This is a genomic window from Pseudomonas sp. Sample_23 (assembly GCF_004307595.1).
In the GTDB taxonomy this organism is placed as follows: Bacteria; Pseudomonadota; Gammaproteobacteria; order Pseudomonadales; family Pseudomonadaceae; genus Aquipseudomonas; species Aquipseudomonas atacamensis.
Map to the genome: position 1 here is coordinate 76,563 of NZ_RCNX01000086.1, position 17,223 is coordinate 93,785.

The following is a 17,223-nucleotide window of genomic DNA, read 5'->3' on the forward strand; positions in this document are numbered from 1 at the left end:
CGATGTCTTGTTTCAAACCACTTGAATGCCGTTCTGTACCCACAAGTGGTGGCTCGGATCCTCCTGTGCCGTGTATTGAACATAGTCGATGCCGTCGGCCTGTTGCGTACCATCGGCGACCCAGCCATCGGTCATGTGCACGCTGTCCCTGTCGTCACCCTTGATCAGCAGGGTGTTGTTGTCCGAAGAGGTAATCGCCAGCAGATCGCTGAGATTCAGTGTCAGCGCAACCGCACTCGAGTGATTGAGGTCAAGGATTTCGACGTTGTGGATCTTGCTCTGCAGATCGCCGAGGTTGATCGACACGTCGCCACCGGCCCAGAGCAGGGTGTCGGTGCCGCTGCCGCCGTCCACCGAGGTGAATTGCTGATCGGCGATGATCAGCGTGTCGTCGCCACCGCCACCTTGCAGGGTCACGGCGCCACCGTGCGAGCCGTCGAGGGTGTCGTTGCCCTCGGTGCCCTGGATCAGTTCGCTGCCAGCGACGTGGGCCAGACCGAGGTCATCGCTGGCCAGCGCCGAGAATGCGGTACTGGCGAAAGCGCCGGCCTTGTTCAGGTCGATGGTCAGCGTCGCGGTGTCTACCGTGCCGTTGGGGTGGGTGAGTTGGTAGGTGAAGGTGTCTTCCTGGCCGATCACCGCATCGGTCAGCCCGGCCTTGAGCGTGTAGGTGTAGTTGCCGTTGGCCTGGACCACCAGGGTGCCGTAGTTACCGACCAGCGAGACGCCGTTGTAACCCGGCGCAACGTAACTGCCGGCGACCAGCACGCTGAGCAAGGTGTAGACCGAGCCCAACACATCGGCGCCGCCGCCAGCGGTGTCGGTGAGCAGATTGCCCGATACCGGCGTGTAGCCGCCGACCACGAACTGATTGTTGTAGGTCGCGACGTTGATCAGGCTGGTGTTGACGCTGGTCAGCAGGCCGAGGCCGCCCACTGCCACCCGTACCTGATAACTGCCGGCAGTCTGGTCGTCGAATTTGATCCCGTAGTTGCCGCCGCCGAGATTGACCAGCGCGTTGCCGCCGTAACTCTTGACCAGCACGTACTGGTTGGTGGCGGTGTTGAGCTTGTACAGGCCCACCGTCATCGAACCGAGCAGCGCCAACAGGTTGCTCGAATTGACCACCACGGTCAGGTCACTGACGGTATCGGCCGCGACCACCGTGTTGTAGTTACCGCTGCCGCCGCCCAGCAGCACATTGAAGGTGCCGAGGGCTGAGTTGGTGGTGACTTCGCGGTTGATCAGGGTGACGTCAGTCGAGGCGATGTCCGCTGTGGCATCCACCACCAGTGCCGGGCTGCCAAGGTTGGCGTCATTCCACACTTCGCTGGCTTGCGGGCTGTCGATGCGCACGTACAGATTGGCGGTGTCGCTCAAGCCGTTCGGGTGCACCAGTTGATAGTTGAACACGTCGACTTTGCCGACGCTGCCGACACTGCCGTTCGGTTTGTAGCTGTAGTTGCCGTTGGCGTCGATGGTCAGCGTGCCGTACAACCCTTGCACCGTGGTGCCGGCGCCGGCGCTGACCCAGGCGCCGTTCTTGAAGATCTGCAACTGCGCGCCGTTGTCCGGGCCGGTCTGATCGGCCGTGCCATCGACGCCGACGTTGGTGATGACGTTGCCAGTCACCGCTGGCCCGGCAATGCCGTTGAACTGGGTCAGGCTGCTGACATCCAGTTGCAGCTGGGTATTGACCGTGGTCAGCACGCCTATACCGGTGCTTGAAACCGTCAGTCGATAATCGCCTGACAGCAGGTTACCGATGTCGACCCGCACGCCTTGGCCGGCGAGCGCGATCAGGTCGAGCAGGCCGCCGCTGCCATTGACATCCAGAGTCACCCAGTTGCCGCTGGCATCCTTGACTTGCAGGGTGTAGACCACGCCATCGATCAGCGAAATCAGGCTGCTGGTGGTCAGCGTCAGGGTCGGATCAAGACGCGTGCCGCCGGCCACGGTGAAGGTGAAGGTTTTCGAGAATCCGGCCAGCAGGGTGGTGAACGAGTCGTTGAAGGTCTGCGAGACGGTGACCGGAGCCAGGGTGACGGTGCCGACGGCGAGGTCATCGCTGGCGATCACTGGCGCGTTGACGTCGACGTCCGGCGCAATGACGTTGGCGGCTACCGAAACGTTGCCGCGTGCGTCGCTGAGGTTGACGGTGAGGTTTTCGCCGTTGATCTGCGCACTGCTCAGGGTGACGGTAAACACGCCGAGGTTGTTGACCGTGCCGGTGCCGAGAACGGCGCCGCTGGCCGACTTGATGGTCACGGTTGCGCCGGCTTCGCCGGTACCGGTGACGCTCAGGCCATCGGCACCGACCAGCAGCGCCGTGGCCGCAGCGGGCGGTGTCAGGTCTGGCGCCGTCGCGGTCGCCGCAGCCGATACGTTGCCACTCGGATCGGCCTGGGTGACGCTGAGCAATTGGCTATTGATCTGCGCCGAGGCCAGTGCCACCGAGAAACTGCCGTTAGCGGCGACGGTCGCGGTGCCCAGCACCACACCGCCGGCGCCGAGTACGCTGATGGTCGAACCGGGCACGCCGACGCCAGTGAGCACGGTGCCGCTGCCATTGACGCTGACGCCGGTCGGCGCGCCGGGTGCGGTAATATCCGGCGCTGTCAGGCTGGCGTTGGGCGACAGGTTGCCGGCCGGGTCGACCAGACGCACGGTCAACAGCTGCCCGTCGAGTTGCGCGGTGTTCAGGTTGAAGCTGAACGTGCCGCCACTGCCTACGGTGGTGGTGCCGATCAGCGCGCCGCCCGGGCCGTAGACGTTGACCGTCGCACCGGCTTCGCCCGTACCGCTCAAGGTCAGACCGTTGGCAGCGAGCGTCAGACCGCTGGCCGCGATCGGCGCCTGCACGTCAGGGGCCGTCAGATTGAAGACCTGCGACAAATTGCCCGTCGGGTCGGCCTGTTGGACATTGAGCTGTTGGCCGTTCAGTTGCGCGCTGGACAGTTGCACGGTGAAGGTGCCGCCGGCATTGACCACAGCGGTGCCCAGCACGGTACCGGCTGCGTTGGTCACGCTGACGGTCGCGCCGGCTTCACCCGTGCCGCTGACCGCCAGGCCGGTGCCGTTCAGGCTGACATTGCTCAGCGGCGCCGGCGCGGTGGTATCGGCGACGCTGAGGTTGGTAACCGGCGAAACGTTGCCCGCCGCGTCACTCTGCGTGACGCTCAGTTGCTGGCCATTGAGTTGGGCGGAGGACAAGGTCACCGAGAACGAGCCATTGCCCGCCACCGTCGCCGTGCCCAGCACCGCGCCACCGACACCGCGCACAGTAACGGTGGCGCCGGCTTCACCGAGCCCGCCGAGCACCAGACCGGCACCGCTGAGTACCAGCGCCGTCGGAGCGGCCGGGGGAGTGATATCGGGCGCAGTTACGTTAAGCCCGGATGAGCTGTTGTTGGACGCATCGGTCTGTGTCGCATTGAGCACCTGACCGTTGACCTGCGGTGTATTGAGCTGTGCGCTGAAAGTGCCATTGGCGCCAACCGTCGCATTGCCCAGCACCACGCCGCCCGCGCCGGTGATGGTCACCGACGCGCCGACTTCGCCGCGACCGGTGACCAATGTGCCGCTGGCATTGACCGCCAGATCGCTGAGCGGCGCCGGCGCCGAGGTGTCACCTGCGGTGATTTCAGTCGGCAGCGAGGCACCCCCCAGCGCAGTGTTGGCGGTGACTTCGAGGCTTTCGCCGTTGGTTTGCGCAGGCGTCAGCACCACGCTGAACGTGCCATCCCCGCCGGTGACGCCGGTGCCGATCAGGCTGTTGTCCGGCGCGTAGACATTGATGGTGGTGCCGATCGCCGCCGTGCCGGTCAGCGTCACGCCGTCGGCTGTCAGTACAAGATTGTCCGGCGCAGCCGGGGCTGGCACTGCCGGAACAGTCAGGTCGGCGTCTGCGGACACGTTAGTCGCGACGTCTGTTTGATTCACTGTCAGCACTTGGCCGGCGGTGATGCCGGGGTCCAGATCGATCAGGAATGTGCCGTTGGCCGCGACCGTGCCGCTGCCGACAACATTGCCCAGCGCATCGGTCACCTCGACACTCGCGCCGGCTTCGCCACGACCGGCGAGCTGGCTCAGATCGCCGCTGATGGTCAGACCGGTGACGGCATCCGGAGCCGTGGTATCTGCCGCCGGGTAGAGCAGCTCTGGCGATGCGTTTTGCGCCTCGTCCGTCGCGATCACTGACAACAACTGACCATTGGCCTGGGCCGGATTCAGCGTGACTGTATAGGTGCCGTCGCTCAATGCCACCGCTGTGCCGAGCACGGTGCCGGTGGCGGACAGCACAGTCACGGTGCTACCGGCTTCGGAGGTCCCGGCGAGCAAGGTGCCGGCGCCGGTCAGCGATGTCACCGTTGGTGCGATAGGTGCAGTGCTGTCCGGCGCGTCCACCAGTACGGGCTCGGACTGGTTGTTTTGCGCGTCGGCTTGCACGACCGAGAGCGCGCGGCCATCGAGTTGCGCAGCCGACAACGTGACGCTGAAACTGCCATCTTCCGCCACCGTCGCTGTGCCGAGCACCACCGCGCCGTCAAGCACGGTGACGGTTGCGCCGGGCTCGCCGGTACCGGTCACGGTCAAGCCGTCCTGGCTGACGTTGAGGTCGGCCACTTCCAGTGGATCAGTGCTGTCACCCGCTTGCAGAGGTGCTGTGGGTGAAATGTTTGAAGCCGGATCAGTCTGATTGACGCTCAACAGCTCGCCATTCACCTGCGGCGGATTGAGGGTCACGCTGAACGAGCCATTGCCGGTCACGGTTGCCAAGCCCAGTACCGTGCCAGTCGCGCTGAGCACGCGCACCGTGGCGCCGGCTTCACCGGTACCGGTCAGTGTCAGGCCATCAGGCGTGAGAACGAGGTCGGTGGGCGCAGCGGGCAGGGTGATGTCCGGCGCAGTAACGGGCACGATCGGCGAAGGGTTGCCCGCCGCATCGCGCTGGATCACCGACAAGGCTTCACCGTTGAGCAGCGGCTGATCGAGGATGACGCTGAAACTGCCATCGGCCGCGACGGTGCCGGTGCCGACGATGGTGCCCACCGCGTTGGTGACGACCACTTGCGAGCCAGCCGCACCGGAGCCGGTGATGAGGCTGCCGCTGGCGTCGATCTCGACATCGGTCAGTGCGGCAGGAGGCGTGCTGTCCGGTGCGCTCAGCGTGCCGACAGGCGAGGCATTGCCGGCTGCATCCGCCAACACCACGAACAGCGCTTGGCCATTGGTTTGCACCGGAGTCACGGTGATCTGGAAACGGCCATCGCTGCCCACGGTGCCGGTGCCCAGCTCGGTACCGTCTGCGGATGTCACGCGGACAATGGCGCCGACTTCGCCGGTCCCGGTGAGGGTGTCGCCATCGGCATTCAGTTGCAGATCGGCCGGCGTCGCTGGCGGGGTCAGATCCGGTGCGGTGATCGACACCGGCGCGCTGACGTTGCCGGGTGGATCAGTCTGCTGCACGCTGAGAATCTGTTCATTGATCTGCGGCGGATTGAGGGTGACGCTGAAGGTGCCGTCGCCGAGTACCACGCTGGTGCCGAGCAAGGTGCCATTGGCATCGCGCACGGTCACGGTCGCGCCGGGTTCGCCAGTACCGATGACCAACGCGCCGGACGAGTTGATATCGACGTTGTCCAGTGGATCAGGCGGGGTGAAGTCCGGTGTGGTCAGGTTCACTGCCGGCGAGTCGTTGCCCGCCGCGTCGGTCTGGACCACGGTGATCACTTCGGCGTTGGTCAACGCCGGGTTCAGTGGCAGGGTGAAGGTACCGGTCGCGCTGACCACGGCGGTGCCAAGCACGTTGCCTTCGCTGTCGATGACGCGCACCTGCGCGCCCGGTTCGCCGCGCCCGCTCAGGCTTGCGCCGTCGCCGCCGATGCTCAGTTGCGAAACGGCCGCTGGCGGTGTGCTGTCGACCGAAGTGAACGGCGTGGCTGCCGAGGTGTTGCCCGCCGCATCCGTCAGCGACACGGTCAGCGCCTGGCCATTGGCTTGCGGCGTGGTCAGGGTGATCGCAAACGTGCCGTCGATGCTCACGGTGCCGGTGCCGACCAGCGCTCCGGCGGCGTTGTACACGTTGACCGTGGTGCCGGCCTCACCGGTACCCGACAGCAAGGTGCCGTCAGTGCTTGCCACCAGCGCCGCCGGCGCATTGGGCGCGAGCAGGTCCGGGGCGATCAGGTTGACGCTGTTGGATTCGTTGCCGGCGGTGTCGGCCTGGCTCAGGCTCAAAGTCTGGCCAGAGGTCTGTGCCGGGCTGAGGGTGACGCTGAACGTGCCATTGGCCGCCACCACGGCGCTGCCGAGAACCACTCCGCCGGTGCCGAGCACGGTCACCGTGGCGCCGGCTTCACCGCGCCCGGTCAGGGCCGTGCCGTTCGGTGCCAGGCTCAGCTCGCTGAGCGGCGTTGGCGCGGCGATATCGGCAGCGGTGTAGTCGGTCGGCGACGAATTGATGCCGGTGCTCGAGGTTGCCACGGCAGACAGCTGTTCGCCGTTGAGTTGCGCGGCGTTGAGGGTGACGCTGAAAGTGCCATTGGCCGCCACCAGCGCGCTGCCGAGCAACACGCCCGAGGCATTGCGAATGCTCACGGTACTGCCGGCGGTGGCCGAGCCGGTCAGGGTCAGACCGTCGACGCTGAGGGCCAGATTGGTCGGTGCACTTTCCGCCAGATTGCCCGGTGCAGTCACCGGCGCCGCCGGTCCGGTGTTGCCGGCAGCATCGATCTGCACCACGGAAAGATTCGATCCAGCCACCGCCGCCGGGGACAACGTGACGCTGAAATTGCCATTGCTGGCGACGGTCGCAGTACCCAGCAAAACACCGCCGGCATCGCGAACTTCCACGCTGGCGCCGACCTCGCCGATGCCGGTCAGGGTGGCACCATTGGCGCTCACCGCCAGATCGCTCGCTACCAACGGCGCCGTGCTATCGACCGCAGTGACGATTGCCGGGGCCGACGGATTGCCCGCCGCGTCGGTGGCTGTCACGTTCAGCGACTGGCCATTGGTTTGCGGACTGTTGAGGGTAATCTGGAAAGTGCCGTTTGCCGCCGCCGTGGTGGTGCCGAGAAGATTGCCCTGACTGTCGCGCACGGTCACCGTGCTGCCGGCCTCGGCGTTACCCGCCAGTTGCACGCCGGCAGCATTCAAGGTCAAGCCGCTCGGGATCGCCGGCGCAGTCAGATCCACCGCAACCACTTCAACCGCCGTCGAGACATTGCCCGGCGGATCTTCCTGAGTGACGGTCAGCACTTCGGCATTCAGTTGTGCTGCGTTCAGCGTGACAGTGAACGCGCCGCCGCTGCCGACCTGTGCGGTGCCGAGCAAGGTGCCGTCGGCGCTGCGTACAGACACGGTGGCGCCGGGTTCGCCGTGGCCGGTAACGGTGACGCCGTCGGCATTCACCGCGACTTGGGTCAGTGCCGCCGGTGGGCTGATGTCGGGTGCGGTGACGCTGGTCGATGGCGAGACGTTGCCGGCAGGGTCGGTCTGGCTGATCGCCAATGCCTCGCCATTGCTCGGCGCGGGCGCCAGGGTCACGCTGAACGAGCCGTCCGCGCCAACCACGGCGCTGCCCAGCAGGGTGCCGTTGGCGGTGGTGACATTGACTGTTGCGCCAGCCTCACCTGTGCCGCTGAGGGTGCTGCCATCGGCGCTGATCAGTGGGTTTTGCACAGCGGCGGGCGGGGTGCCGTCGACGGTGATCACACCAGTGGAAGTCGAGGCGTTGCCATTGGCGTCGGTCAGGGTGACCTGCAGGGTTTCGCCGGTGTTCTGCGCATTGGGCAAGGTGACCTGGAAGTTGCCGCTCTGATCGACTACGCCGGTGGCCAACACGTTACCGGCGGCATCGCGCACGGTCACGGTGCTGCCGGCTTCGCCCTGGCCTTTGACCACGGTGCCGACGTCATTGATCGTAACGCCAGTCGCTGCGGCTGGCGGTTGCAGATCGGTGGCAATGATGCCGGCGGGTTGCGACAGGTTGCCGGCGGCGTCGCTCTGGATCGCGGTAAGCGCCTGGCCATTAAGTTGTGCCGGCGTCAGCGTCAGGCTGAACGTGCCGTTGCTGGCGACCAGTGCAGTACCGAGCACGGTACCTGTGGTGTCGGTGACAGTGACCGTCGCCCCGGCCTCTCCGCGTCCAGTGAGTGTCGTGCCGTTGGTATTCAGCGCCAGATCGGTCACAGCGTCCGGCGCTGTGCCATCGACCGCCGTCACCGTGCCCGGAATCGACACGTCACCGTCGGGACTGGTGGCCGTCACCTGGAGAACTTGCGCATTGATCTGTTTGCTACTGAGCAACAGGGTGAAGCGGCCGAAGCTGTTGATCAGCCCGGAGCCGAGCACCGTGCCGCTGCTGCTGGTCACCGTCACGGTGCAACCGGGCGTTCCGGCGCCGGTCAGGGTGAAACCATCGGCACTCAAGGCCAGATCGGTCGGGGTCGCGACCTGGCTACCGTCCAGTCCTGCCAGCGGCACGACGGGCGAATCATTACCGCCGCCATCCGTGCTGATGACTTCCAGATTGCCGCCAGGCTCGGCCGGTGGGCTGAGGGTCACGACAAAGCGGCCATCCGCATCGGCCGTCGCGGTGCCCAGCACAGCGCCACCGCCGGCAATGCTGACGGTGACCGTGGTGCCCGGTTCGGCAAGGCCAGAGACCTGCGTGCCGGCCGGGTTGAGCGCGAGATCGCTGACCGCTGCCGGCGGGGTGCTGTCCGGCGCGGCAACGGTGCCTGGCAGCGAACTGTTGGCGCCGTCCGACACCACGACTTGCAAGGCTTCGCCATTGGTCTGCGCCGTGTCGAGGTTGACCGTGAAGGCGCCCGTGCCGTCAGCGGTCGCGGTGCCGATGACGTTACCGTCGGCATCCAGCACCTGCACCGTGTTATTGGGCTGCGTGGTGCCGGTGACCGTGGCACCTGAAGGATCGACGACCAGCCCGGTCGGTGTAGGCGGGGCGGTGATGTCCGGTGCGGTGACCGGCGTGGCCGGCGAGGGCAGGGCGCTCGCATCGGTCTGGACCACACTCAACACCTGACCGTCGAGCTGAGCCGGGCTCAGGTTGACGCTGAAACTGCCGTCGCTGGCGACCACCGTAGAGCCGAGCACCGTGCCGTCGGGCGCGCTGACGGTTACGGTGCTGCCCGCTTGCCCGGTGCCGGTCAAGGTCACGCCGTTACTGGCGAGCACGACATTGTCCGGCGCCAGCGGCGCGGTGGTGTCCGTCGCCGTCAGTGGTGTGCCGGGGGAAACGTTCACGCCATCCGATTGGCTGACTTGCAGTTGCTGGCCTTCGATCTGCGGGCTGTTCAGCGGCACTGTAAAGGCGCCGCTGCCGTCGACGATCGCGGTACCCAACACATTGCCGGCCGAATCTTTGACCGACACCGTGGCACCGGGCTCGCCGGTGCCACTCAGTTCAGTGCCACCTGCATTCAGCGTCAGATCCGAAGGAGCCGTTGGGGCCTGGATATCCGGCGCTTCAACTGGAACTGCCGGCGAGCCCGACGGCGAGCCATCACTCTGCACGACGCTGAGGTTCTGGCCATTGGTTTGTGCTAAGGACAAGGTGACTTCGAAACGGCCGTTGCTGCCGACGACAGCTGTTCCCAGCACGGTCCCATTGGTGTCAGCGACAGTAACGGTCGCACCGATCTGACCCGCGCCGGAGACCACGGCGCCATTGGCGGAAATGCTTACATCGGTCACGGCTACCGGTGTGGTCAGATCGGGTGCTATCACGTTGACCGGCGCCGAAGGATTGCCGTCCGCGTCGGTCTGGATCACTTGCAGCTGTTGCGCATCGGTCTGTGGTGTGGAAAGTGGAACGGTAAAATTACCATCGGCACCCACCGTGCCGGTGCCGATGATGTTGCCGGCCGGATCGCGCACAGTGACTGACGCACCCAACTCACCCTTACCGGTGAGCGTCTGCCCCTGAGCGTCGAGTGCGAGATCGGAGACGGCCGTCGGCCCTTGGGTGTCAGGCGTCACGTAGTTCAGTGGTGCGGAAGTATTGCCAGCGGCGTCGCTGGCACTGATCTGCAACGTTTCACCATTGTTCTGTGGACTGCTCAGTTGCAGGCTGAACGTGCCGTCCGCCGCGACAACGGCCGTGCCGAGCAGATTGCCGTTGGCGTCACGCACCGTCACGGTCGAACCGGGCTGGCCGCGTCCACTCAACTGCGTGCCATCGACGCTCACTGCGATGTCACTTGGTTGGGTCAGTCCGTCGAGGTCAACCGCGATGATCGTCACTGCTGGCGAAGGGTTGCCCGCGGCGTCGGTGACCAGCACGCTCAGCGCCTCACCATCGATTTGCGCGGCATTGAGTTGCACAGTGAACGAGCCATCGGCTGCCACCTGCGCTGTGCCGAGCAGCGTACCTTGCGCATTGGTGACGCTGACTGTGCTGCCGGGTTCGCCACGGCCGGTCACTGAAAGGCCATCGCTGCTCACGGCCAGATCCGTTGCAGCGGCGGGGCCGGTGATGTCCGGCGCATTGAAGGTGACGGCCGGCGATTGCGCACCGGCGCTGTTGACTGCCACGACACTGAAGGTTTCACCGTTGGCCTGCGCACGAATCAGCGTCAGCAGGAAAGTGCCATCAGCGGCCACCGCCGCGCGCCCGAGCAATTCGCCGTTGGCGGCACGGACCTCAATGGTGGTGCCGGCCCGGGCGGTGCCGGTCAGTTGGCTGCCGTCGCTGCTCAAACCAAGATTGCTTGGCGTCGTCGGTTCGACGATCTCCGGCGCGCTGATCGTTGCGCCGGTCGAGGTGTTGCCTGCGGCATCGGTGGCATTCACTGTCAGCGGCTGACCGCCGGTTTGCGCGGGGCTGAGGATGACGCTGAAGGTGCCATCCGCCGCAACCACGGCGCTGCCGAGCAGGCTGCCATCGGCGGCGCGCACCTGGATGGTCGAGCCGACTTCACCGGTGCCGCCGAGTTGCGTGCCATCGGCGCTCACGCTGAGATTGCCTGGCGCGGTGGGCGCGGTGGTATCAGGCGCAGTGACCGTACCCGGTGTCGAAACGTTGCCCGCAGGGTCGGTGAGCGTGACGTCGAGCGGCTGACCATTGTTCTGCGGCGTACCCAGGTCGACCTGGAAACTGCCATCGACGCCAACGGTTCCGGAAGCCAAAAGGTTGCCGGCTGCATCGCGTACCTGAACGACACTGCCAGCTTCGCCAAAACCACTCAGCACCCTGCCATCGGCCGACAAGGTTAATCCGGTCGCGGGCGCAGGAGGCGTCGCGTCTCCGCCCCCACCACCACCACCGCCGCCGCCACTTCCGCCGGCAGCGGCTGCCGCACCACCCGCGCCCAACAGGCCAAGCCCGGCAATCGCCCAGGCCGGCGTCGCCCCATCCACCACACCGACGCCAGCGATCAGCTCGTCCAGCGAATTGATTTCGTCAAAGGTAAAGCCATTGAACGGCTCGGCGCTGTAGCGCGCCTGCCACAGCGTCGCGTCGTCACCCTGAAAGACAATGTCATTGGGCACGCCGTCAGGGCTGGTGACAAAGAAATTGGAGATTTTGATTTGCTCGCCAGACTTCAGATTGACGATCAGATCCTGACCGCTGCGACTGGTCGACGCCAATTGATCGGGCCGAACCGGCATTTGTACAACTGAAGGCTGACTGAGCTGAACATTGCCCCAGTTCTGGGCAGTGAGCTGAGAATTGGCTTTATCGGCAATGACGATGTTGTCCATTACTACTCCCTGTAAATGGGTGGGGCGGACGTCCACGGATGGTTTTAAAACCATAGATAGGGAGTGTCAGATGGGGCTGCCTGATTTTTGACGAGTGTATGAATGGGCCATTTGCCCACGTTTATCTCTTTGAAAAACTGCTCTAATCAGGTCGTTACCGTTTGTCGGGACGTTGGATCCAAGCGGTTTTTGGATGCAACAAAATGTGTCGTTTTCGACATTATCCAAAGGGACGCTGGAAAAGGTCCGGGCGGAATCGCCGAGGGTGATGGCTAAGCGATATTGAATTTCTCAAAGCGCAGGCCACCCTCCGCAGTTGCCTGTCTGCGAAGGTATTAATCAATAAGCGTGGGAGGGGGGGGAAGGCTTTGTATAAGAAATCCTGTTGTACCGTTTCAGCGGTTCTTTCTACCCCTCAGCAGTTAATGCGCTAGCTATCGATCGCCGAAGTGATCGGACGATATCCAGCGCAGACTGAGCGCTAACGCTACCGGGGCACTGATCAAACATATGTGGCGCCCCAGGGTAGACATGCAGTTCGACGGCAACCCCGGCGCGGGACAGGCGCAGGGCAAATGCAACGTCCTCTTCCAGAAACAGATCCAGCGCGCCAACGGCCAGAAACGTCGGTGGCAAGTCACGCAGATCGTCTTGCAGGGCCGGCGAAAACCAGCCAATTGGCAGATCATCCAGCGCTTGGTCAGCGCGCAGGCACTCCCAACAAAACTGGTTGGCTTGCGCCGGCCAGCCAATCACGCCGGTCGTGCTGTTCTGCTGAGGCGAGGCTGCGCTGCCCGAACGGTGATCGAGCATCGGATAAACCAGCACCTGACTGGCGATGGAATACTCGCCGCGATCCCGCGTCACAATGGCCAGCGCTGCTGCCAGCCCGGCGCCGGCACTGTGGCCCATGACGATTACTTTGTCGGCGTCAATATTGAGCGTTTGCTGGTGGGCGAAGACCCAGCCGAGGGCCGTGTAGCAATCCTCCAGAGGAACAGGGAAGGGGTGCTCTGGCGCGAGACGGTAATCGACGGCGACGATGATCGCCTTAAGTGCTTCGGCGAGGTCAGCCAGATAGTCATCGGCCATTTCGGGGCAACCGAGGACGAAACCTCCACCGTGGATGTACAGGATCACCGCAAAATTACCGTCCGGTGCTGCGGCGGCGGGCCGGTAAAGACACAGGCGCAAATCCTCACCGTCCTGGGACTTTATCCATTGGCTTTCACCGCGCGCTTGTTCTCGGGATTTGAATGTCGCGTGAACACGCTCCCTGATCGCGGGCAGCGTTTCCAACGTCCAGGCTTCTGCGCCGGGGGTTAAAAAGCTTTTGAAGTCGGGATCCAGCAGTTCATGTGCTTTCACGTTCTGCCTCCTGTTTTCGAATGAACGAGCGCCTCTGATCGAAGCGCCGCCCACGGTGGAGTTACAGCCAGGCTTTGATCTGCGCGCAAACGGCCGGCGTCGAGATGCCGTAGCGATCATGCAGCGTCGGCAGGGCGCCGGCGTCAAGGAAGGCGTCGGGCAACGCGATCTGCCTGAAGGTGGGCGTCACGCCATTGCGCAACAACAAACCGGCAACCGCCTCACCCAAACCGCCGATGATCGAGCTGTTCTCGGCTGTGACCACCAGACGCCCGGATTTGCGCGCTTCGGCGAGAATGGTTTGTTCATCCAGCGGCTTGATGGTCGGCACGTGCAGCACGGCCACATCAATGCCGTCGGCCTGCAATTGCTTGGCCGCCTCCAGTGAGCGCATGGTCATCAGCCCGGTGGAGATGATCAGCACGTCGTTGCCCGTGCGCAGGGTCTTGGCCTTGCCGATCTCGAATTTATAACCGTACTCGTCCAGCACCAACGGCACATTGCCGCGCAGCAAACGCATATAGACCGGGCCTTGGTGAGCGGCGATGGCCGGCACGGCCTGTTCGATTTCCAGCGCATCGCAAGGGTCGACGATCATCAGATTGGGCATGGCGCGGAAAATAGCCAGATCATCGGTGGCCTGATGGCTCGGCCCGTAACCCGTGGTGAGGCCGGGCAAACCGCAGACGATTTTGACGTTGAGGTTTTCCTCGGCGATGGCCATGCAGATGAAGTCGTAAGCGCGGCGCGAGGCGAACACCGCGTAGGTAGTGGCAAACGGCACGAAACCCTCACGCGCCATGCCCGCCGCAGCGCTCATCAGCAACTGTTCGGCCATGCCCATCTGATAGAAACGCTGCGGATGCGCCTTGGCGAAAATGTGCAGGTCGGTGTACTTGGACAGGTCCGCAGAGAGACCGACGATGTCCGCGCGCTGATCTGCCAGCGCTGCGAGCGCATGGCCGAACGGTGCCGAGCGGGTCGCCTGACCCTCGGAAGCAATCGAGGCAATCATCGCCGAGGTGGTCAGGCGCTTTTTCACCGGCGCGCCAGTAGCAGTCGAAGGCGCAGTGTTGGCGGCGTTGCTCATTGGTCTTTTCCTTCTTCAAGGTTGCTCAGTGCCAGGTCCCATTCGTGCTCTTCGACGCGAATGAAGTGGGTCTTTTCCCGGTTCTCCAGAAACGGCACGCCTTTGCCCATTTTCGTGTCGCAGATGATCACGCGCGGTTGCCCGCCGGGGTGATTGCGCGCGGCATCGAATGCAGCGACCAGGGCGTCGAGGTCATTGCCGTCGACGCGCTGGGTGAACCAGCCAAAGGCTTGCCAGCGATCGACGATGGGTTCGAACGAGAGAATCTCGCTGGAGTAACCGTCGGCCTGCTGGTTATTCACGTCGACGATGGCGATCAGATTGTCGAGCTGCCAGTGCGAAGCCGACATCACCGCTTCCCAGGTCGAGCCTTCATTGAGTTCGCCATCGGACAGCAGGTTGTAGACGAACGAGGCCGAGCCTTTGCGCTTGAGGCCCAGGCAGGCACCGACCGCGATACCCAGGCCCTGACCCAGCGAGCCGCCGGTGATTTCCATCCCCGGGGTGTAGGCGGCCATGCCCGACATCGGCAGGCGGCTGTCATCCGAACCGTAGGTTTCCAGCTCGTCGAGCGGAATGATCTCGGCTTCGATCAGCGCTGCGTACAGCGCGATGGCGTAGTGGCCGATGGAGAGATAGAAGCGATCGCGCTGCTCCCACTCGGGATCCTGGGGACGATGATTCATCGCATGAAAGTAAGACACCGCCAGCAGGTCAGCCGCGCCGAGGGCCTGGCCCACATAGCCCTGGCCCTGAACCTGGCCCATGCGCAGTGCATGGCGGCGAATGTTGTGCGCGCGCTGGGTCAGGCTCAGCGATGCAGCGTGTGCAAGATTAGTCGTCATGATGAAACTCCGTTGACTCAACGATTGACCAAAGCGGCAGGAATACGCAGGACCAGGCTGGCGCCGAGGAACAGCACGCCGGTAATCAGGTACATGCCGATGGCACTGGAACCGGTCAGGGTGGTGATCCAGCCGATCAGATAAGGCGAGCAGAACCCGGCGAGGTTGGCGAAGCTGTTGACCGCGGCGATGCCGGCGGCCGCAGACACCCCGCCAAGCAGCGTGGTGGGCAGCATCCAGAACAACGAGGTGGCGGAGAGAATGCCGGAGGCGGCCAGGCACAGACTGAGGATCGACAAGGTCGGATTGCCGCCCATCAGCGCTGCCAGACTCAAGCCGATCGCACCGGCAATCATCGGTACGATCAGGTGCCAGCGGCGCTCGCGATGTTTGTCGCCACTGCGGCCGACCAGGAGCATGGCGGCGATGGCGCACAGATAGGGCAGGCTGGTCAGGAAACCGATGTGCAGCGGGTCGGAAACCCCTGCATTGCGCACCAGTGTCGGCAGCCAGAAGGTGATCGCATATTGGCCCATGACCACACAGAAGTAGATCGCCGCCAGCAGCCACAAGCGCCGGTCGCGAATGAACTCGCCGACCGAGGCGTGGGTGACCTTCTGCTGGTCGTCTTCGGCCAGCTCGCGAGTGATCAAGGCTTTTTCGTCGTCATTGAGCCAGGTCGCCTGATGCACGCCGTCCTTCAGATAACTCAGCACCAGCAGGCCGACGACCACGGTGGGCACCGCTTCCAGAACGAACATCCACTGCCAGCCGGCCCAGCCGTGCACACCGGCAAAGTGGTTCATGATCCAGCCCGACAGCGGGCCACCGACCATGCCTGACAGCGGAATGGCGATAAACCACAACACGGTCATGCGCGCTCGCCGATAGGACGGAAACCAGTAGGTGAGGTAGAGCAGCAGGCCCGGCGCCAGACCGGCTTCGGCGATCCCCAGCAGAAAGCGCAGGGCATAGAACTGCCAGGCGGTTTCAACGAAGGCGAACAGGGCCGAGACGATGCCCCAGGTGATCATGATCCGCGCAATCCACACTCGCGCGCCGACCTTGTGCAGGATGATGTTGCTGGGCACTTCGCAGAGGAAATAGCCGATGAAAAACACCCCCGCGCCCAGTCCGTAGACCGTTTCGCTGAGGGCCAGATCGTTCATCATTTGCAGCTTGGCGAAACCGACGTTGACCCGGTCCAGATAGGCGCACAGGTAGCACAGCATCAGGAACGGCATCAGCCGCCAGGCCGTTTTGCGATAGGCAGAAGAGCGCACGGTCGAAACCGCTTCGAGCGACAGGGTAGTCATGATGGTCTGATCTCTTGTTTTTATTGACCGCCAGGCCATCAGGCCCGGCTGCGTCATCGATCCAGAACCGCACGGGCCACGCAGGCCCGCCCAGAGTTACTCAGTGAATCAGCATGCCGCCGTTCACATCGAGGGTGATGCCGGTCAGATAAGCGGACAGGTCGCTGGCCAGAAACAGCGCGGCGTTGGCGACGTCCTGCGCTTGACCGAGGCGCCCCAGCGGAATGCCTTCGATGATGGCGTGGCGGCGGTCATCCTGCATCAGGCCGCCGGTGATGTCGGTGTGAATAAGGCCGGGAGCGATGGAGTTGACGCGGATATTGTCCGGCCCCAATTCCCGCGCCATGGCCTTGCTCAGCCCCAGCACACCGGCCTTGGCCGCGCTGTAATGCGGGCCGCCGAAGATGCCGCCGCCGCGCTGGGCAGACACAGACGACATGCAGACGATGCTGCCGGAAGACTGTTGACGCATCAGCGGAATCACCGCCTGGGACATGAGCAAAGTACCGCGCAGGCTGACGTCCAGCACCTTGTCGTAGTCCGAAGGGCGAATATCCAGAGTCTTCAGTGGCTGGGTGATGCCGGCGTTGTTGACGAGAATATCGATGCGCCCGAAGTGCTCGATGATGGCGGCGACGGCTTGCTGAACCTGCGCTTCGTCGGCCACGTTGGCCGCCAGGCCCAGATGACCTTCGCCCAGTGCTGCGGCGGCGTCACGTGCTGCGGAGGCATCCAGATCGAGGATGACCACGCGAGCGCCGTGTTGCGCAAATGTGCTGGCGGTAGCGCGGCCAATGCCACGGGCAGATGCGGCACCGGTAATGATTGCGACTTTGCCTTGAAGAAGCATGGAGGATTCCCTCGAATTGTT

At 64.1% G+C, this 17,223-nt stretch carries 6 protein-coding genes; all 6 read right to left on the reverse strand.

The genetic code is table 11. The features are described from left to right. Positions 1 to 12 precede the first annotated feature (12 nt). A complete protein-coding gene (locus D8U82_RS23245; protein ID WP_130903056.1) occupies positions 13 to 11,733 on the reverse strand; it encodes a BapA/Bap/LapF family large adhesin in 11,721 nt (3,906 codons plus the stop codon). Between the two features lie 408 nt (positions 11,734 to 12,141). Continuing rightward, positions 12,142 to 13,101, reverse strand: a complete 960-nt coding sequence (locus tag D8U82_RS23250; RefSeq protein WP_130903079.1) for an alpha/beta hydrolase — start codon at positions 13,099 to 13,101, stop codon at positions 12,142 to 12,144. A gap of 61 nt (positions 13,102 to 13,162) precedes the next feature. Beyond that, on the reverse strand, positions 13,163 to 14,191 hold the full coding sequence (locus D8U82_RS23255) for a transketolase family protein (RefSeq protein WP_024012664.1): 1,029 nt from the start codon (positions 14,189 to 14,191) through the stop codon (positions 13,163 to 13,165). Then, entirely contained in the window at positions 14,188 to 15,036 is an 849-nt protein-coding gene (locus D8U82_RS23260) for a transketolase (RefSeq protein ID WP_130903057.1), read from the reverse strand. Before D8U82_RS23260 ends, D8U82_RS23255 begins: the two co-directional genes overlap by 4 nt. A 17-nt stretch (positions 15,037 to 15,053) precedes the next feature. Further along, positions 15,054 to 16,352, reverse strand: a complete 1,299-nt coding sequence (locus D8U82_RS23265; RefSeq protein ID WP_130887995.1) for an MFS transporter — start codon at positions 16,350 to 16,352, stop codon at positions 15,054 to 15,056. A 100-nt stretch (positions 16,353 to 16,452) separates the two neighbouring features. After that, positions 16,453 to 17,202: an SDR family NAD(P)-dependent oxidoreductase gene (locus D8U82_RS23270; protein WP_130903058.1), complete on the reverse strand. Its 750-nt coding sequence runs from the start codon at positions 17,200 to 17,202 to the stop codon at positions 16,453 to 16,455. Positions 17,203 to 17,223 lie beyond the last annotated feature (21 nt).